The 24,189-nt window shown below is 55.0% G+C and carries 26 protein-coding genes; 12 read left to right on the top strand and 14 right to left on the bottom strand.

Annotated elements, in window-relative coordinates:
* Positions 1-22: 22 nt before the first annotated feature.
* Positions 23-3,889 carry a phosphoribosylformylglycinamidine synthase gene (gene purL / locus QZ516_RS04740; protein ID WP_297187323.1) on the bottom strand — a complete coding sequence of 1,289 codons (3,867 nt, stop codon included), beginning with the start codon at positions 3,887-3,889 and terminating at the stop codon, positions 23-25.
* A 261-nt stretch (positions 3,890-4,150) separates the two neighbouring features.
* On the opposite strand from purL, the gene mltF reads away from it, so the two are divergent.
* Positions 4,151-5,611, top strand: a complete 1,461-nt coding sequence (gene mltF / locus QZ516_RS04745; RefSeq protein WP_297186920.1) for a membrane-bound lytic murein transglycosylase MltF — start codon at positions 4,151-4,153, stop codon at positions 5,609-5,611.
* On the opposite strand, the gene tadA is transcribed toward mltF, so the two are convergent.
* Positions 5,606-6,097 (bottom strand): tRNA adenosine(34) deaminase TadA, encoded by a 492-nt coding sequence (tadA, locus tag QZ516_RS04750; RefSeq protein WP_297186922.1) that lies wholly within the window; start codon positions 6,095-6,097, stop codon positions 5,606-5,608. The two genes, mltF and tadA, sit on opposite strands and share 6 nt — an antisense overlap.
* Before the next feature lie 22 nt (positions 6,098-6,119).
* Positions 6,120-6,314 carry a hypothetical protein gene (locus tag QZ516_RS04755; protein ID WP_297186925.1) on the bottom strand — a complete coding sequence of 65 codons (195 nt, stop codon included), beginning with the start codon at positions 6,312-6,314 and terminating at the stop codon, positions 6,120-6,122.
* Positions 6,315-6,448: 134 nt separating this feature from the next.
* On the opposite strand from QZ516_RS04755, the gene QZ516_RS04760 reads away from it, so the two are divergent.
* Entirely contained in the window at positions 6,449-7,615 is a 1,167-nt protein-coding gene (locus QZ516_RS04760; protein WP_297186928.1) for an amidoligase family protein, read from the top strand.
* Positions 7,600-8,298 carry a gamma-glutamyl-gamma-aminobutyrate hydrolase family protein gene (locus tag QZ516_RS04765; protein WP_297186930.1) on the top strand — a complete coding sequence of 233 codons (699 nt, stop codon included), beginning with the start codon at positions 7,600-7,602 and terminating at the stop codon, positions 8,296-8,298. The genes QZ516_RS04760 and QZ516_RS04765 overlap by 16 nt, the downstream gene beginning before the upstream one ends.
* Positions 8,299-8,407: 109 nt before the next feature.
* On the opposite strand, the gene QZ516_RS04770 is transcribed toward QZ516_RS04765, so the two are convergent.
* On the bottom strand, positions 8,408-9,664 hold the full coding sequence (locus tag QZ516_RS04770; protein ID WP_297186933.1) for a diguanylate cyclase: 1,257 nt from the start codon (positions 9,662-9,664) through the stop codon (positions 8,408-8,410).
* Between the two features lie 296 nt (positions 9,665-9,960).
* Between QZ516_RS04770 and QZ516_RS04775 the strand changes: the two genes are divergently transcribed.
* Positions 9,961-10,797 carry a BON domain-containing protein gene (locus QZ516_RS04775; RefSeq protein ID WP_297186936.1) on the top strand — a complete coding sequence of 279 codons (837 nt, stop codon included), beginning with the start codon at positions 9,961-9,963 and terminating at the stop codon, positions 10,795-10,797.
* Between the two features lie 4 nt (positions 10,798-10,801).
* Here QZ516_RS04775 and QZ516_RS04780 read toward each other — a convergent pair whose 3' ends face one another.
* Positions 10,802-11,563 (bottom strand): Crp/Fnr family transcriptional regulator, encoded by a 762-nt coding sequence (locus tag QZ516_RS04780; protein ID WP_297186938.1) that lies wholly within the window; start codon positions 11,561-11,563, stop codon positions 10,802-10,804.
* Positions 11,564-12,026: 463 nt separating this feature from the next.
* The gene (locus tag QZ516_RS04785) at positions 12,027-12,698 is read right to left on the bottom strand and encodes a Crp/Fnr family transcriptional regulator (protein ID WP_297186941.1); all 672 of its coding nucleotides are present in this window, start codon (positions 12,696-12,698) and stop codon (positions 12,027-12,029) included.
* Between the two features lie 125 nt (positions 12,699-12,823).
* Here QZ516_RS04785 and QZ516_RS04790 point away from each other — a divergent pair, with 125 nt between their 5' ends.
* The 3 genes from QZ516_RS04790 to QZ516_RS04800 all read left to right on the top strand — a co-directional run bounded on the left by QZ516_RS04790 (position 12,824) and on the right by QZ516_RS04800 (position 13,690).
* Complete coding sequence (locus tag QZ516_RS04790; RefSeq protein ID WP_297186944.1) at positions 12,824-12,946, top strand: hypothetical protein; 123 nt, start codon at positions 12,824-12,826, stop codon at positions 12,944-12,946.
* Positions 12,947-13,198: 252 nt separating this feature from the next.
* Positions 13,199-13,459, top strand: a complete 261-nt coding sequence (locus QZ516_RS04795; protein ID WP_297186947.1) for a hypothetical protein — start codon at positions 13,199-13,201, stop codon at positions 13,457-13,459.
* Between the two features lie 27 nt (positions 13,460-13,486).
* Positions 13,487-13,690: a CsbD family protein gene (locus QZ516_RS04800; RefSeq protein ID WP_297186950.1), complete on the top strand. Its 204-nt coding sequence runs from the start codon at positions 13,487-13,489 to the stop codon at positions 13,688-13,690.
* Between the two features lie 183 nt (positions 13,691-13,873).
* On the opposite strand, the gene QZ516_RS04805 is transcribed toward QZ516_RS04800, so the two are convergent.
* The gene (locus QZ516_RS04805; protein ID WP_365333001.1) at positions 13,874-14,026 is read right to left on the bottom strand and encodes a DUF3309 family protein; all 153 of its coding nucleotides are present in this window, start codon (positions 14,024-14,026) and stop codon (positions 13,874-13,876) included.
* A gap of 231 nt (positions 14,027-14,257) precedes the next feature.
* On the opposite strand from QZ516_RS04805, the gene QZ516_RS04810 reads away from it, so the two are divergent.
* The 3 genes from QZ516_RS04810 to QZ516_RS04820 all read left to right on the top strand — a co-directional run bounded on the left by QZ516_RS04810 (position 14,258) and on the right by QZ516_RS04820 (position 16,680).
* Entirely contained in the window at positions 14,258-15,904 is a 1,647-nt protein-coding gene (locus QZ516_RS04810) for a BCCT family transporter (RefSeq protein ID WP_297186957.1), read from the top strand.
* 80 nt (positions 15,905-15,984) lie between these two features.
* On the top strand, positions 15,985-16,206 hold the full coding sequence (locus QZ516_RS04815; protein ID WP_297186959.1) for a hypothetical protein: 222 nt from the start codon (positions 15,985-15,987) through the stop codon (positions 16,204-16,206).
* 60 nt (positions 16,207-16,266) lie between these two features.
* Positions 16,267-16,680 carry a hypothetical protein gene (locus QZ516_RS04820; RefSeq protein ID WP_297186961.1) on the top strand — a complete coding sequence of 138 codons (414 nt, stop codon included), beginning with the start codon at positions 16,267-16,269 and terminating at the stop codon, positions 16,678-16,680.
* Here the strand turns inward: QZ516_RS04820 and QZ516_RS04825 are convergent, their stop codons facing one another.
* From QZ516_RS04825 to QZ516_RS04845, 5 genes are all read right to left on the bottom strand, one after another.
* Positions 16,681-18,627, bottom strand: a complete 1,947-nt coding sequence (locus tag QZ516_RS04825; RefSeq protein WP_297186963.1) for a hypothetical protein — start codon at positions 18,625-18,627, stop codon at positions 16,681-16,683.
* Positions 18,624-19,442 (bottom strand): CbbQ/NirQ/NorQ/GpvN family protein, encoded by an 819-nt coding sequence (locus QZ516_RS04830; RefSeq protein WP_297186965.1) that lies wholly within the window; start codon positions 19,440-19,442, stop codon positions 18,624-18,626. Before QZ516_RS04830 ends, QZ516_RS04825 begins: the two co-directional genes overlap by 4 nt.
* 69 nt (positions 19,443-19,511) lie before the next feature.
* The gene (locus QZ516_RS04835) at positions 19,512-20,849 is read right to left on the bottom strand and encodes a cbb3-type cytochrome c oxidase subunit I (protein ID WP_297186968.1); all 1,338 of its coding nucleotides are present in this window, start codon (positions 20,847-20,849) and stop codon (positions 19,512-19,514) included.
* A gap of 85 nt (positions 20,850-20,934) precedes the next feature.
* The gene (locus QZ516_RS04840) at positions 20,935-21,387 is read right to left on the bottom strand and encodes a cytochrome c (protein WP_297186970.1); all 453 of its coding nucleotides are present in this window, start codon (positions 21,385-21,387) and stop codon (positions 20,935-20,937) included.
* Positions 21,388-21,731: 344 nt separating this feature from the next.
* Positions 21,732-22,043: a BON domain-containing protein gene (locus QZ516_RS04845; RefSeq protein WP_297186973.1), complete on the bottom strand. Its 312-nt coding sequence runs from the start codon at positions 22,041-22,043 to the stop codon at positions 21,732-21,734.
* Positions 22,044-22,329: 286 nt separating this feature from the next.
* Here QZ516_RS04845 and QZ516_RS04850 point away from each other — a divergent pair, with 286 nt between their 5' ends.
* Complete coding sequence (locus QZ516_RS04850) at positions 22,330-22,617, top strand: hypothetical protein (protein WP_297186975.1); 288 nt, start codon at positions 22,330-22,332, stop codon at positions 22,615-22,617.
* Between the two features lie 38 nt (positions 22,618-22,655).
* Positions 22,656-22,898 (top strand): hypothetical protein, encoded by a 243-nt coding sequence (locus QZ516_RS04855; protein WP_297186978.1) that lies wholly within the window; start codon positions 22,656-22,658, stop codon positions 22,896-22,898.
* Positions 22,899-23,061: 163 nt separating this feature from the next.
* On the opposite strand, the gene QZ516_RS04860 is transcribed toward QZ516_RS04855, so the two are convergent.
* The gene (locus QZ516_RS04860) at positions 23,062-23,337 is read right to left on the bottom strand and encodes a GlsB/YeaQ/YmgE family stress response membrane protein (protein WP_297186981.1); all 276 of its coding nucleotides are present in this window, start codon (positions 23,335-23,337) and stop codon (positions 23,062-23,064) included.
* A gap of 208 nt (positions 23,338-23,545) precedes the next feature.
* Positions 23,546-24,082, bottom strand: a complete 537-nt coding sequence (locus QZ516_RS04865) for a PRC-barrel domain-containing protein (protein ID WP_297186984.1) — start codon at positions 24,080-24,082, stop codon at positions 23,546-23,548.
* Between the last annotated feature and the right edge of the window lie 107 nt (positions 24,083-24,189).

Here is a 24,189-nt window from a genome sequence, read left to right on the forward strand (position 1 = left end):
GGGTTTTTTATGATCGGCAGTATCAATCCACAAACCGCCGGGCATTGCGGAACAACCGCAACCAGGCACCATCTTCCTGCCAGTCATCGGGATGCCAGGAATTGGTCACTGTACGAAACACTCTCTCTGGATGCGGCATCATAATCGTTGCACGGCCATCCTCGCTGGTCACACCCGTGATGCCCAGAGGTGATCCATTCGGGTTGGCCGGATAGGTCTCTGCAATTTCCAGGAAATTATCGAGGAATCGCAGGGCTACCGCACCTGAGCCATCAAATGTTTCCGGATCCACCGATGATGCGAACTCCACTCTACCCTCACCGTGGGCAATGGCAATGGGCATATAGGAGCCCGTCATATCTGCAAGCAGGACCGAGGGTGATTTCTCTACCCTTACCAGGGAAAACCGCGCTTCAAACTGTTCTGACAGGTTCCTGACAAAGCGGGGCCAATGATCGGCTCCAGGAATCAGCGATTTGAGGTTGGATAACATCTGACAGCCATTGCAAACACCGAACGTGAACGTGTCAGGCCGATGAAAAAACTGCTCAAACTGTGCGCGGGCCACAGGATTGAACAACACGGTCTTGGCCCACCCCTCCCCGGCACCGAGCACATCGCCATAGGAGAAACCGCCGCAGGCGGCCAACCCTTTGAAACTATCAAGGGCGACACGACCAGCGAGAATATCACTCATGTGGACATCGACAGTTTCGAAACCGGCCCGATCAAATGCAGCGGCCATTTCTATCTGCCCATTCACGCCTTGCTCCCTGAGTATAGCCGCGCGAGGTCGGGCCCCACGGTTGACATAGGGGGCGGTAATATCCTCATTGATGTCATAGCTGAGGGACGCGCTCAATCCGGGATTATCAAAAAACAACCCGTCAAACTCCTGCCTGGCACAATTTTCATTGTCTCGACGTGCTTGAATCTCGTAGCTGGTTTCACTCCAGCGTCGCAGTAATTCCGTGCGGCTGGAACTGAACAGGCAGTCGCCATCCTCATAAATCTCAATACTGTCAGTGTCGTCTAGCGTCGCTATGACACTGACCGGGATGGTGCTATCGGCAAAGCGCTGTTTAAAAGAAGCGGCTCGGCCTGCAGCCACCTGAACAACGGCCCCGAGCTCTTCGTTAAACAGGATAGAAAGGGCATCGCCTGGCTGTTCATCGAGACATATTCTGATACCTGTATTGCCGGCAAAAGCCATCTCTGCCAATGTGGCCAGCAAACCGCCATCAGACCGATCGTGATAGGCGATCAGTTCACCGTTTTGATTGGCAGTCTGAATAGCGTCGAAAAAGGCTTTGAGCTTCTCTGGACTCAGTAAATCGGCCGGGGTATCGCCCAGCTGGTTGTAGGCCTGAGCCAATATTGAGCCGCCCAGTCGATTGCGGTTTTCGCCGAGATCAATGTACAACAGCACTGTGTCGCCGAGGTCGGCGCGCAATTCCGGCGTCAGTGTTTTGCGAACATCGGATACCGGGGAAAAAGCAGAAATAACCAGTGACAATGGTGATGTCACCGACTTCTCCTGTCCCTGTTCCTCCCAGGTGGTGCGCATGGACATGGAGTCCTTGCCGACCGGAATCGCAATGCCCAATTTTGGACAGAGCTCTTCGCCAATCGCTTGTACCGTGCGGAACAGTTTTTCGTCCTCACCAGGATGGCCTGCGGCACACATCCAGTTAGCGGATAACCTGACGTCAGCAAGCCGGTCAATGGCCGCTGCCGCAATATTGGTGATCGCCTCCCCAATCGCCATGCGGCCCGATGCCGGGGCATCCAGCAACGCAACAGGTGAACGCTCACCCATCGCCACCGCCTCACCACAGTAACTGTCGTAACTGACGGTGGTAACTGCACAATCGGCGACAGGCACCTGGCAAGGCCCCACCATCTGATCTCTGACAACCATGCCGGTAACACTGCGATCACCGATGGTGATAAGAAAGCTTTTACTGGCCACGGCCGGATGGGTAAGCACGCGATCGATGGCATCATCCAGCACAATGTCCGTGCGCTCAAAAGGCGCCGTTGTGACCGTCAGTTTTTCTGCTGTGCGGTGCATTTTCGGCGGTTTACCGAACAACACTGACATGGGGATATCCACCGGCCTGGCGGAAAAATGCCTATCGTTCAGCAGCAAATGCTTTTCAGAGGTGGCTTCGCCAACCACCGCATAGGGACAGCGTTCGCGCTGGCAAATTGCTTCAAAATCAGCCAGTTGCTCAGGCCTTACAGCGAGCACATAACGTTCCTGGGCCTCATTGCACCAGATCGCCAACGGTGACATGCCGGGTTCATCATTGGGCACATCGCGCAGTTCAAACCTGCCGCCGCAACCCCCATCTTTCACCAATTCTGGAAAGGCATTGGACAGGCCGCCGGCTCCCACATCGTGGATAAAGGCGATGGGATTGCCATTGCCCCGCTGCCAGCACTGATCAATCACCTCCTGACAGCGGCGCTCAATTTCCGGGTTCTGTCGCTGTACCGAGGCAAAATCGAGATCCTCGGCGCTGCTGCCCGAGCTCATTGATGACGCGGCGCCGCCACCGAGACCGATCAACATTGCCGGCCCGCCCAGCACAATCAGTTTGCAGCCGCTTTCAAAGGGCTTTTTTTCGATGTGTTCTTCACGAATATTGCCGTAACCGCCAGCGATCATAATGGGTTTGTGATAACCGCGGCGCTCGCCATTAAAGTCCTGCTCAAAGGTGCGGAAATAGCCACAGAGATTGGGTCGACCGTACTCATTATTGAATGCTGCACCACCGATGGGCCCCTCAATCATGATGTCCAGCGCACTGCTGATCCGGTCGGGCTTGCCGTAATCGGTTTCCCATGGGCATTCAAAACCGGGGATATTGAGATTGGAAACTGAAAAGCCGGTAAGACCCACTTTTGGTTTCGACCCCCTGCCCACCGCGCCTTCATCGCGTATCTCACCGCCGGCACCCGTACCGGCACCGGCAAAGGGAGCGATTGCCGTCGGGTGGTTATGGGTTTCAACCTTCATCAGGAGATGAACAGGCTCTTGCGTGAATTGATAGATTTTGCTGCCTGGGTCCGGGAAAAACCGGCCGGCACGACTGCCGATGATCACAGACGCATTATCGGAATAAGCGGACAACACGCCTTCGCCACTTTGTTCAAACGTATTTTTGATCATGGAAAACAGGGATTTTTCCTGCTTCTGGCCATCAATTGTCCAGGAGGCATTGAAAATTTTATGGCGACAATGCTCTGAATTTGCCTGGGCAAACATCATTAATTCCACATCGGTGGGGTCCCTTTGCAGGTCATTGAAACAGCCCACCAGATAATCGATTTCATCATCCGCAAGGGCCAGCCCCAATGAGATATTAGCCCGGGATAGCGCCTGCCGTCCCTCTGCGAGCAGGGGCACCGTGATCATGGGTGCCGGTTGCTGGTGCTGAAACAGGCTCTCTGCCCTTTCCTGGTCAAAACAGACCATTTCCACCATGCGATCGTGGAGGGCATCGGCCAGCGCTATTTTGGAGTCTTGATGAATGTCGCCCCTCAAATAGTAGGCAATGCCGCGCTCTATCCGCTCGACTGATGTCACGCCGGCGTTGCGGAGGATATCCGTGGCCTTACTGGACCAGGGAGAGATGGTTCCGGCACGGGGCGTCACCAGCATCAGCATGCCGTCGTTATTCTCAGGGAGGATTTTCGGGCCGTATTCCAGTAATGACGTCAATGTCAAACACTCGGTTTCGCTCAGGGGTGAGACCAGATCCACAAAATGCCTGTATTCAGCGTAAACGGATTCCACAGCGGGATCGACTGACTGAAGAGACGCCAGTAACTGTCGCTGTCTGAAACTGGAAAGTACGGGGTTTCCGGGAAAAATCTGCATCTTAAGGTAACTCGTATGGGGCCATTCTGAAGGGGCAACATTGTACTGGAATTGCACTCTGAGCGTCATCGGGAGATTCCGGCCCGGCAGGAACACAGAAAACGGTTGAACCCTGAGACCTCTCTCACTAACCTAGGCCCCGCATTAAGCTATTATCAAAAACGCATAGGCGTGTTATCCGCAGGGTTGTTCTTTATATATAGCAACAATATTCACCGGGCCAGAGGCTTTCCGAGAATGCGTGACACATTGGGTGTATAGGTGCTGGGTTTCTACTTCCATCTGAAAAAAGCCACAAAACGCATCCTGTATGGCCTACTGCTCTTTTTGTTCGCCCTGACGCTTTCCACCAGCCGCGCACCCACCCATCTCGAGGAGGTAATCAATCGGGGGGAATTGCGTGTTATCACCCTGATGGGCTCGACCACCTATTTTCAAAATGCCAAGGGCGAAGGCGGTTTCGAGTACTGGCTTACCAGTGCTTTTGCCGAGTATCTGGGTGTTGAGCTCAAGATAACTCCCAGGGAATCCGTCAGTGGCGCCATCGTTGCCATCGGCGGCCCATTGGGTGATATGGCCGCAGCGGGATTAACGGTGACGCCCCAACGCCAGAAAGCGCTTCGTTTCAGCGAAGCCTACTATGAAGTTACCCAAAAACTGATCTATCGAAATGGATCCAGGCGACCTCGCGACATAGAGGATCTGGTTGGCGGGCAGTTACTGGTCATTCCCCAAAGCTCGCACAGCGAACGACTCGAAGAACTGAAAAATGAGTACCCGTCACTTGAATGGCGGGAGGCCCCTGGCCTGGAAATGCTGGATTTGATGGCAATGGTGGATTCCGGTGAAGTGGCGTATGCCATTGTCGATTCAATCTCCTTTCAGGTGGACCGGGGCATTTATCCCCGAGCTCGAGGCGCTTTTGATATTTCTGAACCACAGCCAATTGCCTGGGCTTTCCCCCGTCACGGCGACGATAGCCTGGTAGAAGCAGCAAACCGTTTTCTCGAGGAATATGAAGCATCGGGAGAGCTGGATCGATTAAAAAAGCGTTCGCTGATTCAGACCAACGAATTTAATTTTGCGGGATCCCAACTCTTCATGAAACGCGTCAGCAGTCGACTGCCCGATTATCAGGAAATGTTTCAGGAGGTAGCACAGAAATACGGCATTGAGTGGCAACTCCTGGCAGCCATCGCCTATCAGGAGTCGCATTGGGATCACAAGGCAACATCCCCGACCGGAGTTCGTGGGTTGATGATGCTCACCCTGCCCACGGCTAAAGAGATGGGAGTAAAAAATCGCCTTGACCCCAGACAGAGCCTTGATGGCGGCACCCGATATTTCCTCCAGACCAAATCCCGTATCCCCGACGACATCACTGAACCAGACCGCACCTGGTTTGCCATGGCGGGTTACAACATTGGTCTCGGTCACCTTGAAGATGCAAGGGTGCTAACCGAGCGGGCGGGCAGAAACCCCCATCTGTGGAACGATGTCAAAGAGTTCCTGCCACTGTTACAACAGAAAAAACATTACAGCACGGTTAAGTACGGCTATGCACGGGGCTACGAGCCCGTCAGCTATGTCAGGAACGTGCGTCATTTCCGCACCATACTCAACTGGCACACACTGGATGAGAAACGTCGCCTGGAACGAGAAAACCGTCTTGAGCTGCCAAACTCCAGTGACTGGAATACCGGTTCCATGCTGTCGCTATAATCCGGACTGGCCGGACTGCTTGCGACGCTGACGAAAGAACTGGCTGACCAGCTTTCCGCACTGCTCGGCCAACAGGCCGCCGACGACCTCAATACGATGATTGAAATGCGTCTGCTCGGTTAATTGCAACTGGCTGGCCACTGCGCCGGCACGTGGCTCTGCAGCACCGTAGACCAGGCGACCAATTCTGGCGTGAATCATTGCACCAACGCACATGGTACATGGCTCAATGGTGACATAGAGCGTCGTGTCGGGAAGGCGATAGTTGCTGACAGATCTTGCCGCATCACGCAGGGCGACAATTTCAGCGTGGGCGGTGGGGTCACAATCGCCGATCGAGCAATTCCAACCACGCCCGATCACTGAACCGTTGCGTACCACCAGTGCACCTACCGGCACTTCACCGGCAGCCCCGGCCTGTTCTGCCAGCGACATCGCCTCCAGCATCCACGCCCTGTCCTGCGGCTTGCAGCCTTTACCGGTCATTGCTGACACCCGCTGACATGAATCATTTTACCGCATCCACTTCACTGCCCTGCCGATCCACTGCATCCTGTAAAAAGTTATCGAGGTTTTCGACGCGCTCAACTTTCTGCCGATAAATGGCCTCCGGTTGCTCAGTGGAAACAGGCATTTTTTTGCCGTTGAGTAACACCACATAAAGCACGCCAAGTACAACTAAAGCCAATAACAGGAATTTCATCGACTGAGCCCCCACTCTGTTTTGCCTTTCCGGACATCATTACCGGCCCTAATGGCTACTCCTGGTTCCCGGCCATAATACAGCAGGCAGACAAACCGCGATTCATTATCTCTCTGGAGGCGTCTTTAACCAAAATGAACGCATCCCTCGACGGGTTTGCCTATGATACGCTGGTAATTCGTCCTGTTGGCAGACAGCTCCCGATTGTTTACAAAGTTACCGAATGCGGCCGGTTGGCAGATGGGCGAAGTGAGGACATTGCATTACCGGCGACCACAGTGGTTACAGGTGAGAAGACGAAGATGCAGGATAAAAACCAGAAACTGAAACAGCCACCCTGGTTAATAAACAGCCATGGGGAGAGTCGTCGTGTCGGTGTCGAGCTCGAAATCAGCGGACTTGAACTTGATACCCTGGCTAGCGGCGTGGCTGAGATCCTTGGGCTTGATATAGAAACCAAAGGCCGTTACGAGCGCCTCCTCAAGGGTGACCCCGATGGTGACTGGCTGGTGGAGCTCGATTTTGATCTACTCAAACGACTCGGGCGGGAGTCTCGCTCCGGCGACTCCCTGGGCGATCAGCTGGAAGAGACCAGCGAGGAATTATTGGCCTGGGCCGCCCAATCGCTGGTGCCACACGAGATTGTGAGTCCTCCGCTGCCACTGGCCCGGCTTGGCGAAGTCGAGGGGCTCATCACACGGCTGCGCGAAAGGGGGGCCAAGGGCACATCAGACCGCGCCACCAACGCTTTTGGCATGCAATTCAACCCCGAACTACCGAGTCTCGAGCCGAGGCTTATCACTGCTTGCCTAAAAGCCTTTCTCTGCCTTTACGACTGGTTATACGTTCGCGCCGACATTGACCTCACCCGCCGTGTCACCAGTTACGTCGATCCCTTCCCGGCCAACTACGTCAAAAAGGTCATTGCAGCGGACTACTGGCCCGATCTCGCGACCCTGATTGACGACTACCTCGCCGATAACCCAACGCGTAATCGTGCGCTCGACATGTTGCCGCTATTCATGTTTCTCGACGAAGATCGCGTCCGTGCAGGGGCCGACGACGCCCTGATCAAGGCACGCCCCACCTTTCACTACCGCCTGCCGGATTGCGAAATCGACAAGCCCGACTGGGGGCTTTATGTGTCGTGGAACGACTGGGTCGAGGTGGAGTGCCTGGCGGCGGATGAAACCCGCCTGCAGCGCTGCTGTGCGGCGTATCTGCAACATCTCAACAGCCCGCTCAAGCGCCTGTTCAGCAACTGGGCAAACACAGTGGAGAACAGGTGGCTCGACCAGTAATTGCCATTACGGGGCCCCAACGTGGCGCGATTGGCCCACGGCTACTGGTGGCGCTGGCGATTCGCTTTTACGGTGGGTGTCCGCTGCAACTGCGTCCGGGTGACGAGCAGCGGAACCTTGAGTATCACGGTGTCGTGGTGACTGGCGGTCACGACGTTGAACCGGTACTTTATGCGGCAGAACCTGAGATTGAACCCAACTACGACACCGCTCGCGATGCATTGGAAATCGCAGTGATCAACGATGCGCTCGACCGAAAATTGCCCTTGCTGGGTATTTGCCGCGGTAACCAATTGCTCAATATTTGCCGGGGCGGAACGCTGCACCAGGACTTGCGCTCCCGACGCCGACAAACTTCCAACCGCCGGACCATCCTGCCAATCAAGACACTGTGTATCACCGCTGAACCGGAAACAGGAAACAGTGTGCTGGCCACACTTTTTGGGCATGGTCGTTCACGTATCAACAGCCTGCACAATCAGGGTATCGATCGGGTTGGTGATGGCCTTGTGGTCACCGGTCTCGACCTCGATGGTATCGTGCAGGTTATTGAAGACCCCTCCCGGGATTTTCTGCTGGGTGTGCAATGGCACCCTGAATTCCTGCTGTATTTACGCCGTCAGCGCGCTCTGTTCCAAGAAATTGTCAGGTATGCAAAGGTGTATCAAGCGTGCGTTGACTGAATGCAGCCACTGCCGACATCATCGGTCTGCACATTGCCCAGACAGTCAACCGGGAGTTGACTAGTGACTTCAATATTGTTTCTGTCGATCTGAGATAACTGCAAGTTTTCTAGCTGGGGGAAAGGAGAGTTGCGTGCGACTGTTCATGGACTGGATGACAAAACTGGTAAGTGCTGCGACCCGCCTTTTTGGCGCTGTACATAGCCTTGTCTGCACTCCGTATCATGATGTCGGCATCGACTCCATCCTCGGGATAAACACTGATGCCAATGCTCAGGGTTACCTGGAGTTTGTGCCCGGAAATAATGTGTGGTGCAACGAATTTGGCCAACACTTTTTCGGCTATATGGGCAGCATCCGTCCTCGCTTCAATTTCGGTCAATAGAATGACGAACTCGTCACCGCTGTGGCGACTGACTGTGTCTGTACCCCGGACACAGGACACCATGTCAGCCGCAACCACTTGCAATAAATGATCGCCTACTGCATGCCCCTGGGTGTCGTTGATTTGTTTGAAATCATCAAGATCCAGAAACAGCAATGCAATTTGCTTGTGGTGTCGCTTGGCCATGCCAATGGCCTGAGTGAGCCGCTCAATAAGCAGCACCCGATTGGGCAGTCCGGTGAGAAAATCGTGTTGGGCGCGATGGCTCATCTCCTGAATTACAGAGCCTGATTGCCGGGCATCATGAAAAACAATCACCGCCCCGGCCATGCCACCCTTGCGATTGCGGATGGGCGCCGCAGAATCCTCAATCGCCACATCGGTACCGTCGCGGCGAATCAGCACGCTGCCCAAAGCCAGCTCTACCGTCCGTTCTTCACTGATAGCCCGCTGTGCGGGGCTTATCGCCGGCTCCCGGGTAGTCCCGTTAATAATACAAAAGACCTCATCGACTGGCCGCCCAAGCGCCTCTTTTCTGGACCAGCCGGTCATTGTTTCGGCTACCTTGTTGATATAAATCACCTTGGCTGTCGGATCCACAACCAACACGGCATCGCCAATGGAATCGAGTGTGATCTTTGCCATATCTTCGAACGAGACATCACCAAAGGAACCCATGGCAAGGTCATTGGAGTGCGGCGCTTCCTCCTTCTTGTGAGATGAATCATCATGCAACAGTTTGTGTCTTTGCCAGCGAACCCAGCTCGTAGCTGCTCGAAGGCCACTGGCTAGATGATGAAAGGCCTTTCCTTCACCGGTGATTGTCAGAGAGCTGTTGCAATGTGGACATATTTCTCTCTGCCGGGAGTCGGTAACAGCCACTTCTTCATCAATGAGTATCAGGGAATTGTTGCAGTGGGGACAAACCTGCCTCTGCCCGGAGGCAGTAATACCTTTGCCGGGCAAAGGGTTGGAAGGCATCGATTTGTTCAATCTAATGATCATGGCAACCATACTAGATAGGCATTTTCAGTTGGTCTGTGCGCAACCCCACTCAGGATCCATGCGATAAACTGAACGTACCAACCTTTACCGATTCGAGAACTACCTCCATTAGTGTGTCAGCGCACCGACGCCAGGCAACCTCGGTGCGTACTGTGCGTGACAGCCGTACAGACACTCAGCTATTACACAGGAGAACAGAAAGCAGAATAAAGCCGTCCGGCAGCCACCCGGCTGTTGCGGTACCAGTCGTCTTTTCACAACGGAGTACCAAGATGAACAGATACACCCGAAAACTTTCACTGGCGTCAGCTATTTCGCTGGCCATTATGACCAGCGCCAACAGTCTGGCGGCTCCCGGGCCGTCCGAGGAAATCAATGAGGCGCGCCAGGAGAGCCAGATTCTGACGACCTATGCACTGAGTCGCCATCTGGATACGCACGATCTCAAGGTCACCGTGGATGACGGTGTGGCAACGCTGACTGGCAAAGTCAGTGAAGAGGTCAGTAAAGAGTTGGCTAAACAGATCGCTCTGGGCGTTAACGGCATCGACGATGTCGATAACCAGATTGAAGTTGACGCTGACTACACACCAACAACTTCCTCCGGTGAGCGCAGTTACGGCGAAGTGGTTCAGGATGCCTCAATCACTGCGGCGGTGAAATCGAAATTACTGTGGAGCAAAGATGCCCCCGGTTTGTCCGTCAATGTGGAAACAACGTCCGGCAAAGTGACCTTGCTCGGCAGCGCCAACAGTCAGGGAGCAAAAGAGATGGCCGGTATGCTTGCCAGCAACACCTATGGGGTTGAGGCAGTAGACAATAAACTGGCGGTGGACGAAACGGAGAAGGCGGTTATGGCGGACGCCAAAGAAGAAACAGCCAGCCTGGGGCAGCATATCTCCGACAGCTGGATCACTACCAAAGTAAAATCCAGTCTGATGTATTCCAATATAGTCCATAGTTCGGATATATCGGTCACTACCAGGGATGGTGTGGTTTCCCTGAACGGCAAGGTGGCCAGCGGCGCAGAACATGCTCTCGCCGTTGAACTTACCAGAAATGTACAGGGTGTCACACGTGTTGACGCCAAGGCTTTAAACCACTCGTAAGAGGTTATCGGGTCGGGAGGCAGTTGGGCTTCAACAGGCGATCTGTCTCCCGTTTAACCACCGCATAGCACTCGCAACTCAGTTGCTCCAGCCTGTGGCGGTCAATAACTTTGATGTGACCGCGCCGGTATTCGATAACACCGAGCTTTTGCAACCGCCCCGCCGCCTCAGTCACCCCTTCACGGCGAACGCCGAGCATGTTGGCGATAAGCTCCTGGGTCATGATCAGGTGATTGGTGGGCAAGCGATCCAGGGACAGCAGCAGCCAACGGCACAACTGCTGGTCGATGGTATGGTGCCGATTGCACACGGCAGTCTGCGCCATTTGGGTGATCAGTGCCTGTGTGTAGCGCAATACCAGCGACATCAACTGGCCGTGGCGGTTGAACTCATCGATCAGTCGTTGCCCCAGCAGCCGGTAACCAGTACCTCCGCTCTGAATCACGGCGCGACTGGACGTGCTCTCTCCACCCATAAAAAGGGAGATGCCCACCAGGCCTTCGTTGCCCACCACAGAAATTTCTGCCGATGAACCGCTTTCCATAACGTAGAGCAACGACACAATGGAGTCAGTGGGGAAGTACACATAGCGCATCTTGTCCCCCGCTTCATAGAGCACCTTACCCAGGGGCAAGGGCGTTTCCTCGAGGTGGGGAAAGAGCCGCTGTTGAGCGTCGGCTGACAATAAAGCGAGCAAGCGGTTTTGAGTGGGTTGAGTGGGTTGAGTGGGTTGAGTGGGTTGAGTGGCTTGCATGGTCGGTGGCATCGTCGATGTCTTCCTTATTGGGATCAACAGATAAGTGCTATTGTAGTTTGTCTGCCAAGGGTAAGGTACGACACAACATATATTGTTTTTTTATGGTTAAGGGTATTTTTTGGAACCATCCGAACGGATGATTGACACAGTGTCCTGGCGGTATGACGTGGGATCACAACCTGAAGACCATGGCAAAGGAATCTGTTTCCGATTGATCCTGGCAGGCGGCCATGGGCTATCAGTTTCCCGGACACACCGTTATACATCCCTGTCGTCCCTCATGTTTTTCGTCCTGGTACTTCCTTGTAGGCTCGTCTTTTGTCACCCTGACCTCAGACGGCCCGGGAAACTGATAGCCCACGGGTTTGTGCCATACCCGTAGTCAAGGAGATTACTTCAGCCGCTGGCTGGGCTCTGTACGCTATCGAACATTAGGGGAAGTCGTTGGCAATCTGCTATAGGGAAACGGCACTCAACGGAGGAGGCTCGCATAATTTTCAATGCTCGCCTGGTAGCATCGACAGGATTTAGCCTCAAGACCCTTGCGATCAACGATGGTGATTTTTCCGCGGCTGTAGCGGATGATGCCTTTCCGTTGCAGCTTGACTGCGGCAATGGTGACGGCTCCCCGTTGTACGCCCAGTATCTCGGCGAGTAGCAGATGGGTCAGGGGCAGGCAATTCGTCTGGGAGCGATCATGAGCCAGCAAAAGAGCGCGTGGCAATCGCTTGGCCACCTCATGAAAACGGGTGCAACTGATAGTTTGCAGTAGCTCCACGAGAGCAACGTACAAATAGCTTTGCAGGATATGACTCAATGCAGGGTACCTTTGCATAGCCGCCTGCAGTATCTCGGCCTTGATCCGCATTGCCATGCAAGGGGTCTGAACGATACCGCGCTGCAGGGCGCGATTGATACCCAGAATCAGACTCGCGCCGAGCATGCCTTCGCTGCCTATGCTCTCTGTTTCGAAAGGCCGGTGACCGTCGAGTGCGTTAATCAGGGAGATGTTACCGGTTACAGGGAAATAGGCATGGCTGAAGGATTCTCCTGTTTCACAAAGGATTTCACCAACGGCAATTTCAACAGGCTCACATTGGGCCAGCACAGCGTTGCGCTCCCGGGGGGGCAAGCGGTCAATCAAACGATTTCCATCTCGACCTATATCGACAGGCTCACCTTATTCCTTTTCAGTGACATTGGGTTCTCCCGGAGGATCAATCAACCAGCCATTACATCAGGGGTGTCATGGCAGGAACGGCACAGAATATGACTGAAAATCGACGATGTTTCTGTGCGCTATCAAACGGAGCCAGTATCAGCCCCTGTTGGGTGCTGGTTGAATTGCCATTGGCGGCATGGCCTACCCGACTGCAGCGCATGGCTGACTAGAAATGGAATATTTGCGTGTGATACCGCACAGAGATAATTTTTTTAAGAAGACATTATGTGTTTCGCGAGTTGTGAGAGTGACCAGAAATTTTTATGGAGGACTCTCCCGGACACAGAACCGGCATTTGCAACAACGGCAACCGAGAGCCAGCCAATCCTGGAACGGCAACATGAAAACCCCGGCAGCCCCAGCCGAAAGTGACCACACCCGGCAAGAGCAATAACCTAATTAACTAAAATAAGGAGTTTGGCTTGAAGTGGAATGCCGCGCAGGGAAAGTGGAAAAACCCCTGGGTAAATGTGATGGAACATCAGCTTGAGGCCAGTGCTAATCAGTTTGTTTTACTGGCCTATCGCTGGAATGGAGAAACAGTTGATAGCCCTGCCCCCGGCGCTATTACGAATAAACTGGCCGTGCAAAAAACCAGACTCGTTCACTGGCCAATCACAAAAATTGTCGATGTCGAACCCGAACTGGAGTACCCGATTGGCAATTCAACCCGCTGGCTATAACGCCAGACAATATGACAGGAGAGACGTATGAACTGGGATATCATTGAAGGTGACTGGAAACAGTTCAAAGGTAAGGTAAAAGCACAATGGGGCAAGTTGACTGATGACCGTCTTGATGTGATCGCTGGCAAGCGCGACCAGCTCAAGGGCGAAATTCAAGAGGCTTACGGCCTGACGAAAGACGAAGCCGAGAAGCAGGTCAAAGCTTTTGAAGACGTCAGCAAAAAATGACGTTCGCTAAGTTTTGATGCTTTATACAAAACCGCCAGGCAGAGATGTGCAAAGTTGCCTGGCGATTTTTATTATTATAAATGGCCTTATTAATTAATAGTCACACTATTAATCGCCAAATTGCGAGTTGTAACACGCCGGGATGATATCCCGGCTGTCATCCCTCACTGTATCAATCGTTGCTCAGATCCTTCCCGCCAGAAACAACACCAGCAGAACCAGTACGATAATGCCGACTATACCGCTGGGCATATAGCCCCACTCCCGGCTGTGCGGCCATGCGGGAATGACGCCCACCAGAACCAGTATCAGAACAATGACAAGAACCGTTGTCAGGCTCATTTGAAGTACTCCATAAAATGGTTGAAGCTGAGACATTAGCTTGATTAAGCGTTCCCATCGGTACGCTATCGCACAGTGGGGATTCCGGTCCCGCGCATGTGCCCTTTTCGTTCAGGTATTAGATGGTTTTCCGGGGCACCACCGTATCTTCAGTGCAGGCAATTAGCCGCTATGTTAAGTTCGTCACTGCGCTTTTTTCACTGTACGCTGTTTGGATTATTCGTCATGAACAACCGTCCCGGCTGGGTCTTTTACACATCGCTGATTCTGCTGGCGGCATTTGTCGGCCTGGGCGCTACCAACCCCGAGCAGCTGTCGGCATGGGCTGGGGTCGGTCTGCAGTTTACGACCGAGCATTTTGGCTGGCTGTATCTGTTTGCCACCAGTGGTTTTCTGCTGTTCTGCATCGGTATTGCCTCGAGTGATTACGGCCATATCCGTCTGGGTGTGGAGGGCGAGGCCGCGGAATTTCCCTATCTCACCTGGTTGGGGATGATTTTTTCGGCTGGCATGGGTGTGGGACTGGTGTTCTGGGCGGTAGCCGAACCCATGAGTCACTTTGTCAGCCCGCCTTTCGGCGAGGCCGAGCCCCGTAGTCCCCAGGCGGCGGGGGCTGCGATGCGCTATTCGCTGTTTCACTGGGGTTTTCATCAATGGGCCAATTTTGCGTTGGTGGGATTGTCCATTGCCTATGTGCGTTTCCGTATGCAGCGCCCGGGACTGATCAGCGAGACTTTTCGGCCGCTGCTGGGTGACAGGGTGGACGGTGCTGGCGGCCATCTGATCAATATCCTGGCGGTGATATCGACGGTATTTGGTGTGGCTACTACGCTGGGGCTGGGCGTCATCCAGATTAACAGTGGGCTGGTGTCAGTGGGCGATGTGGTTTTTGGCACCACCCAGCAGCTGATGATTCTGGGCGGCATCTCGATGATTTTTTTGGTGTGTGCACTGACGCCGCTGGAAAGTGGTGTGCGTTACATCAGTGATCTGAACATGTTGCTGGCGGGCGCGCTGTTGGTGTTTGTATTTTTTGCCGGCCCCACCGATTTCATTACTGCCGCCATGACCAACGCCATCGGAGATTATTTTGGCAATATCATGGGCATGAGCCTGGTGATGACACCCTACACCGGCGATGACTGGGTACAGCGCTGGACAATTTTTTACTGGGCCTGGGGACTATCCTGGGCGCCGTTTGTGGGCAGTTTTATCGCGCGGATTTCCCGCGGTCGCACCATCCGGGAATTTGTCATGGGTGTGATCGGCATGCCGGTGCTGCTGAGTGTGCTGTGGTTTTCGACCTTTGGCGGCTCGGCACTGTATTTTGAACTGTTCGAAGGTGCGGCCCTGGGCGATGCGGTGGTGCAGGAAATGAGCTCTGCCCTGTTCGCTACCCTGGCGCTTCTACCGGGCGCGGACATTATCAGTATTTTGATGCTGGTGCTGATTATCCTGTTTGTAATTACCTCGGCCAACTCAGCTACTTTTGTGCTGGGTATGTTTACCAGCAAGGGTGTGCTCACACCCAGTCGCTGGTCGCGGGTAACCTGGGGTGTGATTCAGGTACTGGTGGCCGGCGTATTGCTGCTCAGTGGCGGACTGGCGGCACTGCAGACCATCTCCATTGTGGCGGCCTTTCCGTTTATGATTCTGATGATTTTTATGGCCACCTCACTGCTCCGATCCCTGCGCACCGAGCGTCGCCAGCAGGAGCTGCACGAGGCCATGACCCGCGAGCGGTTGCTGCGACTACTGGACAGCAGCGATCACCTGGGGGAGCCGGAGCGGCCCACAGAGCTTGATGAATTGCGCGAAGAACTGATAGAACAGGTCAGCCAAGGGGAACCGGAACCGCCTCGACCGGAGTAAAAGCTGGCTAACAGCAGCGTTCCGACATTTAAACGCATCAGCTCCACGATGGACTTCTGATCCTGTTGTGGTTGGTCGGGTTGACTGGTCGTCTGATCGCCACCCTGCTCAATCAGAGCTCGGCGGTAATCGTATTCGTTACGGTGGCACTGACCCGGCTAGGCTCGTGGTGGGACAGGTTAATGCGTGGTGTATCACTGTTGTGGCAGCTATCGCTGCTGTGGATTCCCCGGTTGGCTGGCAAGAGCCCGGTTAACGCCGAGCGAACAGAATTACTTGCACCAGTCAGGGCGCAGGTTTAAAAAGCGGAGTAACGTCGGGATAGTTGCGAGCTCTTTTCATCCATAGGCCAAGGTTAAGCCATGACAATTAACACATCACAGACCAAGGACGCCACCGGCCGGGGCTGGGCAATAGTGATCTACGGGCTGCTGCTGGGCAGCATCATGACCGTGGTGACGGCTCCGTTAGCTGCAATTCTGGCCCACTGGCGATGTCCCGGCAGCGCCCCCTGGGTGGCCAGCCATCTCCGTTTTCAGGCGCGTACGTTCTGGATCGGCTTGATGGCCTGTGCCCTCGCTTTCGCCGCCTGGCAGGGGCTTGGCTACCTGGGTGCCCCGCCGCTCAGTGCCTGGATATTCGGGTATCTGTTCTTCACTGCCCTGTTGATCTGGCTGGTGGGTCGCTGCGCCATCGGCATTCACCGGCTCACCGCCAATCTCCCAATAGATAACCCAAAAAGCCTGCTCTTGGGCCTGCACTCATCCAAGCAGTGATCAGCGCGACGTAACCCGCCGATAGATAGCGGGCAAAGCCTGGGGCAGATGCTCCGGCCGGCTAACCATAGCCCAGCCCCCTCGGCCAAACAGGCGGGGCAGATAGGCCTCCGCTTCTCTGTCCACTGTGACGGCAAACACCTGCACTTCCTGCTGCCGGGCGTCCAGAATCGCCCTGCGGGTATCCTCGATAGCGTAACGGCCTTCGTAATAGTCAGTGTCGTTGGGCTTGCCGTCGCTGAGCATCAGTAGCAGACGGTGGCGCTGGTGGCGCTGTGCCAGAAGTTCTGTGCAATGACGAATGGCGGGCCCCATACGGGTGTAGTGACCCGGCTCCAGAGCCTGGATTCGTCGCTCCACCCGCTCCCCCATGACCTCGTCAAAGGACTTGAGGGTACTCACCCAGACCCGCTCTCGCCGCCTGGAGGTAAAACAGTGGATGGCGTAGTCGTCGCCGGACAGCGCCAGGCCGTGGGCCAGAGCCAACAGCGCTTCCCGGGCCACATCAATTACCCGCCGGTCCTCCAGCCAGGCGTCCGTGGACAGGGAGACATCCACCAGAATATCCACCGCCAGATCCCGGGTACGTGGCAGTGACGCGAGGTAAAGACCGTCGTTGGCTGTGCCAGTGGCGGCCAGGTCGCAGTGGGCGCGGACGACGGCATCCATGTCCAGCTCCGTCCCCTCCAGTTGGCCTCGCAGCACCTCGCGGCCCGGGCGCAGCGCCTCAAACTGGCGCCGCACACTCAGAATCCTGCGCCGGGTCGCTTCGTCCTGTGGCATGATTTGCTCTGCCTCGCGATAGGGCTCGACAAGAACCTGGCAGTGCTCCGGTAGATAACGACCTTTGCGGTAGTCCCACTCCGGGTATCGGTATTTTCCCGACAGCGGGGCACCGGTGGCGGCGTCTGGAGGCAGGTCCAGCTCGAGCCTGAGTTTGGCGGCGGCCTTTTTGCGGTGGGGGCTGACGGTGATCTCATCGAGCTGTTCAGCGGACTTGTGAGCATCTTCGTCCTGCTCATCGTCCACCAGACGGTTCAGGTTAACCATCTCGGCGATGGAAAGCATTTTCTCGAAGCGATTGAACACCAGAGGATCGTCCCGTTCACTTTCAGTTTGGCGGCGACGGCTGGCCTTGCGTCGCCCCTCCGGCCCCGTCTGGGCGACACTGTCGTCGGCAACCTCATCCTGTTCATCAGGCGTACGGGGCACCGTTCCCACCATTACTGCTTCTCCCCAAAGGGGTACCGGCAGCGGTGGTCGATAGCCTTTCGGTGCATGCCACTCACTCAGCGTCATCTCGTCGAGAACAACAGAATAAATATCTCTGGCAACACCGACCAGCGGCATCGAATCGCCAAGCAATCGACGGATCACAGCCTCCACCGCTTCCTCCATAACCGGTAGTCGCCGCCTGGGGCGGCGCGCCAGCAGTGCTGAACACAATCGGTCATGGCGAGCGCCCAGGCCCGGATAATGTGCCAGCACCATACCACGGGTGCGCCGCACTTCCCGGAGGGCGAGGATATCCCGCCGCAGGGGGTCCGGCTCAGACGGCAGTGACCGGGCGCAAGCCAGGTAAGCCGCCAGCCAGAAATACAGATCGCGATTGAGGTCCCGGTCGGGAAGCAGGTCGATGCGTGGCGGCAACAGCAGATGTTGTTCGTCCACCCGGGCCAGATCCAGGAGCTCTTCGTCGAATCCCAGGCGCTGGCGCCAGCGGAGCCGATGTCCGGACGTCCGGGCAGATATGGCACTGAGCTCAAGACCCGGGTCTCCGCCGCTAAGGCGAAAAAAGACCGCCAGACTCTTCTCCAGCTCCCGGAACCTGACCATTGCCTCCGGATAATGGGGATAACTGGCAGCCCGGGAAGCCCAGCGGTGCCAGCGCCGCCCTACCCACTCTTCCAGCTCCAGAAACTCCAACAGACCTCGAGGGCTCATCATTCATCGCCGAAGGTGGCACGGATGGCCTCCAGCAACCCTTCCTGAATGTCAATGTCATCGCTCAGCGGTTCCACCAGGGTAGCCCGGGCCGCCTGCAGTGTCGGCACTCCGGCTGCCATCAGGGTGGCGCAATAGATCAGCAGGCGGGTAGAAACAGTTTCTTCCAGATCCTGTCCCTTCAGCGTCCGTAGGCGGACCGCCAGATTCACCAGTGCCGTGCACTGATCGACCGCCAAACCACTCTCCCGGGCGACAATATCCCGCTCCAGGGCCGGCGGTGGAAAATCAAAACTGAGTGCGACAAAGCGCTGACGGGTACTGGGCTTGAGGGATTTGAGAATATGCTGATAACCGGGGTTATAGGATACCACCAGCATGAAATCCGGAGGCGCCTGCAACAGTTCACCCGTGCGCTCCAGGGGCAATACGCGGCGGTCGTCGGTGAGTGGGTGCAGGACCACGGTGACGTCCTTGCGCGCCTCCACCACTTCATCCAGATAACAGATACCGCCTTCCCGTACGGCCCGGGTCAGGGGGCCATCCACCCACTGGGTCTCGCCGCCACGCAGCAGATAGCGACCGGTGAGATCTGCCGCAGTCAGATCGTCGTGACAGGACACGGTAAACAAAGGCCTGTTTAGTTTGGCTGCCATATGGTGGACGAACCGGGTCTTGCCGCAACCCGTGGGTCCCTTCAGCAACAGCGGCAGCCGCTGCTCCCAGGCGTGACGAAACAGCTCACACTCGCCTCCAACGGGACGATAGAAAGGTAGATCCCCATCAGAATGGGAAACAGATTCGGCAGAGTCGGACATGATTTTTTCCCGATTGATAACGGCGTCACCACCGACAGGCAATAGCGCCTTTCAGGTCTGCTATTGTCTTCAGACGGGTTCTGTCGGCGTGTCGGCAACCTGCTCCCGGGCTGGCCCGAAGGTGGCATAAAGGAACAACAGTGCGGCCACGGCCACTACCACGCCCGCCCCCAGACGCATGGCGTAGAACAGCCCCAGCTGGGACTGCACCTCCATGTAGTTCATTCCCAGGACCCTTTGCAGGTGGGTCTGTACCACGCCGGCAAACGTCAGAGTAAATGTCATAAAGCACATGGCGGAGGTCATTATCCAGAAGCTCCACATATTGAGGATCTGGTTATAAGGCTGCATCCGACGCAACTGGGGCATGGCGTAGGTGATGACGGCCAGCACCATCATCACATAGGCACCATAGAAAGCCAGGTGACCGTGGGCAGCCGTGACCTGGGTGCCGTGGGTGTAGTAGTTGACGAAGGACAGGGTGTGCATGAAACCCCAGACACCTGCCCCGAAGAACGCCACAGTGGCACTGCCCAGGGTCCAGAGCATGGCGGCCTTATTCGGATGGTTGCGACGTCCCTTCCAGAACATGTAGAAGGCAAACAACACCATGGCAAAGAAAGGCAGCACTTCAAGGGTGGAGAAAATACTGCCGATGGGCTGCCAGTACCAGGGTGCGCCGATCCAGTAGTAATGATGGCCGGTTCCCAGGAGACCGGAAAACAGGGCCAGTCCGATAATGACGTATAGCCACTTCTCAATGATTTCGCGGTCGACACCGGTCATCTTGATCAACAGATAGGCCAGCAGTGATCCCATGATCAACTCCCAGACACCCTCGACCCAGACATGGACGACCCACCACCAGTAGAGCTTGTCCACGGCCAGGTTGGCCGGATTGTAAAAGGCGAACAGCCAGAATATTGCTGCCAGCCACAGCCCCAGCATCAACACCATATTGATGGCCGTTCGGCGGCCCTTGTAGAGAGTAATACTGGTGTTGTAGAGAAAGATCAAAAAGGAGACGGTAATCAGGATTTTCGCCCAGAGGGGTTGTTCCAGAAACTCCCGGCCCTCATGGATACCAAACTGATAACTAATGAGAGAACCGGCACCGGCCACGGCAAACAGGGCAAGCTGCAGGTAGGCCAGTTTGGGGCTGTGAATTTCCGTTTCCGCCTCCTCCGGCATCAGGTAGTAGGTGCACCCCATAAAACCCATCAACAGCCATACGATCAACAGATTGGTGTGGCTCATGCGCATGATGTGGAACGGCATGGCCTCGGTCATGAACTCGGGCAGGACATAGACAGTAGCCGCCAGCAGGCCGAACACCACCTGCAGTACAAACAGAGCCATGGCGACCATGAAAAACGGGAGGGCCACCTTCTGGGTTTCGTATTTCATCGCCAAATATCTCCTTTTAATTATTATCTCGGGGTTTCCGCCAGACTTTTTGGTGTTGAGGCGCCCCCACCTTTGGATGAATACATCAGCCTGAAGGATGGGGGGGCCAACCCTGGGTGTCGATATCGTCTGTCCAGCGGAAAAAATCCACCAGGGCGTCAAGTTCTGGCTCGCTAAGGTCGAAGGCGGGCATTTTTCGCCGTCCCTCGATATTCAGCGGTTGCGCTTTGATCCAGCCCTTGATACCGGCCCGGGCTGCCTCCGGATTTTCCCGGCCACCATAGCGATGCCAGACATTACCCAGTTCGGGACCGAAGTATGCGCCCTCCCCCAGGATGGTATGGCAGTTGATACAACTGTTCTTTTCCCATACGTGTTTGCCCAGCTTGACAGACTCCGTCAACCCTTCCTTGTCGGTAGAAATGTTCACCATGTAAAAATGGCTGTGGACAGTCAGAGCGGCGAAGACGATAAAAAAGAATAGCGAACCGCCAAAGAAGATATTGCGGGCTCCGGAACGAGTCAGTTTTTCCGTCATAAACACCTTCCCATGCACGGTTATTGTTTTAGTTTTTCAACCGATGTTACACACCGTTCTATGCAGACTAGCACCTATCTGGCAATCCCTCCAATTCAATCCGCGTTACTGAAGTGAAGTACTACATACAGCTAACGCTTAATCGCATAAATAGCCCATACAAGATGGCTCGGATCGGACCACAGGAACCCTGTTGAACCGGAGACGACGTCGAGCAGGTAATACCGAAAAAAGAACCCGGCGCAAGGCCGGGTCAAGAGGGGGTTATATCGAGTGCACGATGCTGAAATGGGAAACCGGTTCAGCAATCGCTGTCTACCGGGACCATAGGTAAATAAGTCTTCCTACTTGATGGTCATGTCGTTTCTTACTGAAGTGACACCATTGATGCCACGGGCGATGTCCACGGCTTTATCCATGGCTTCTTTTGAGGTGACAAATCCGCTGAGTTGCACCACACCTTTAAAGGTTTCGACGTTGACTTCGCTGGACTTGACGACGGGGTCTTCGACCAGAGCCGTTTTCACCTTGGTGGTAATCCAGGTGTCGTCGATGTATTCGCCAGTGCTTTCGTTAGTCGAGCTTCCCGCGCAACCAACCGCAGTAATCAAAAGTACCGCAAGCAGTGATGTGAAAATTGCATTGATGGGGCTCATCGTAATTCTTCTCCAGTTATCAGTATTGTTAGAACAATCATGGCAGTAAGGTGCGCAACGGTCTGTGCGCCGACGTACATATCCTTCAAACCAGATAGTCCTCGATTGACTGGTCACTTGGCGCTGAAGCTGCGAATCAGTGTGTTGGTCGATAACAGTGACTGGCTAGACGGCTGTGTTCGCTGCCGCGCAGACAGGTGGGAGCTTTTGCGAGAGACTTTCAAGTGATTTCCAATGGAAGCCGAACGGCATCCACCCATGTTTCACCACAGCAACGGGGAATACCATGAGTAAACCAGCCAATGGCGATCATGCCACTACAGATCATCTTACTGAGCGCGCCCACGAGTCCGTGGACCAGATTGCCAGAACGGCGGGCAAGGCCGAGGAACGGATCCGCAAGGAAGCCGGGACTGCAGAGGATCTTGTCAGGAATGCCGGACAAAAAACCAGGGAAAGGTCTGGCGAAGCGCTGCAGTCCATTAGTGGCTTCGTGCGTGACAACCCCCTGACCTCCCTGGGCATTGCCTTTGCCGCAGGATCCTTGCTGTCTGCCTTAACACGCCGATCGTAGTGTCTCGTCGCAACCAGTTGAGACAGGAGGCCGCACAGGTGCGCGGCCGAATTGATCATAATGTCTGTCTTGTTTGCCAGCGTATCGACAGCTTTATTCGTCTCGCAAGGTTCCTCGCTGGCAGTCCTGCCGCACTACCCCTTGCCTTTGTCGCCGGCATTCTGGCCGATCGACTGCGTGCGCCAGGCATCAAATATATCTACGAACTCTTGGCCGGCCTGGCAGGCCAGGTAAAAGCCATGCGGGCCGCTTCAGGCACAAATCCTCTCCACCGGTTATAAATATGGGTACTTTCGAAAGGTAAAAAGGAAAGAAGTAATAAAGAGATGAGAGTACTCAGGGCCCGCCGGTGCAAGCCGGCCTAAGGACCATGAGCCTGTATTCCAGTAGGCTGCACAACGGCCCCCGCCACGTGTTTTTGCTACGCGGCGGGCGGCACACTGCTCAGTGTGCGGAACCTGCGGTGCTACGTTGGATCAGTTTCAGGACAGCGAGCAGGATCACTGCACCGATCAGCGAGACAATGAAGCTCATGACCGTGATGCCCTCATTGATGGAGCCGGCACCGAGCAGCGGCCCTATCAGCCATCCGCCGATCAGTGCGCCAACAATGCCGACCACGACGTTGAGGATGATGCCCTGCCGGGCATCGGTGCCCATGATCATGCTGGCGATCCAGCCAACCAGGCCACCCATGACGAGCCATATAATAATGCCCATGATTTCTACCTCCAGATAATTTTGACGCACCAGGCGTCAGTGGAATAAGCATATCTGTACCGTCTCGCAATCACCGTGCGCTAGCGCACTCTGGAGTATGAGAACTGGCATCTGATAAAGGATTTGTGCCGACCGCACATGAAAACGGCAGAGGCTTTCGCCCCTGCCGTTTATTCATTCAACCCCAACAAGTAAAGGGTTCTGGAATTCAGTCTATTTTTACATATTTTGGCGCAGTGCTCAGACTTTCACGGGTCGCATCAATCCGCAATTCCATATCATCAGAACCGCCTGATTTCTTCACATCGTCCCAACCTATGGCTACGTATTTCTCACCCATGCCCAGGAATCCGTCGACACCGACGACAATAGCCACGATTCGTCCGTCCTTATCAATGATAAGATCGTCCACCGAACCCACGTCCTCATCACCTTTGGTTTTAACATCAGCACCAATCAGGTTACTCGCGTGCATACCATTAGTCGGAGCAGAGCCCATATAGCCGCCCCGTTTCTGCATCTCATACTGTTTTTTCATGCCGGACTGATCGTCGCGCATGTTTTGCTTTTCTTCACCAGTCTGCGAGCCAAGCTGTTCAGGGCGCTTGCCTTGGGCACTTCCGGGAGTTTCTGTAACCAGTCGATTGGAGTCCTGGTTCTGATCTTGTGCCAGGACAGAACCTGTACCGAATGTGATCGCTGGCGTGACCAATGCATAAAATGCAAATGAATATAGCCTTTTCATAGTAAGTATCCTTCGATATCAAATTTGTTAATCGGACTAAATGCCCTGCTTAACCACCTCATTACAGCTTGTCTTCTCCGGCTCTATTACCCGAAAGGGGACTATGC

The sequence above is a fragment of the uncultured Porticoccus sp. genome (assembly GCF_913061305.1).
Lineage (GTDB): Bacteria > Pseudomonadota > Gammaproteobacteria > Pseudomonadales > Porticoccaceae > Porticoccus.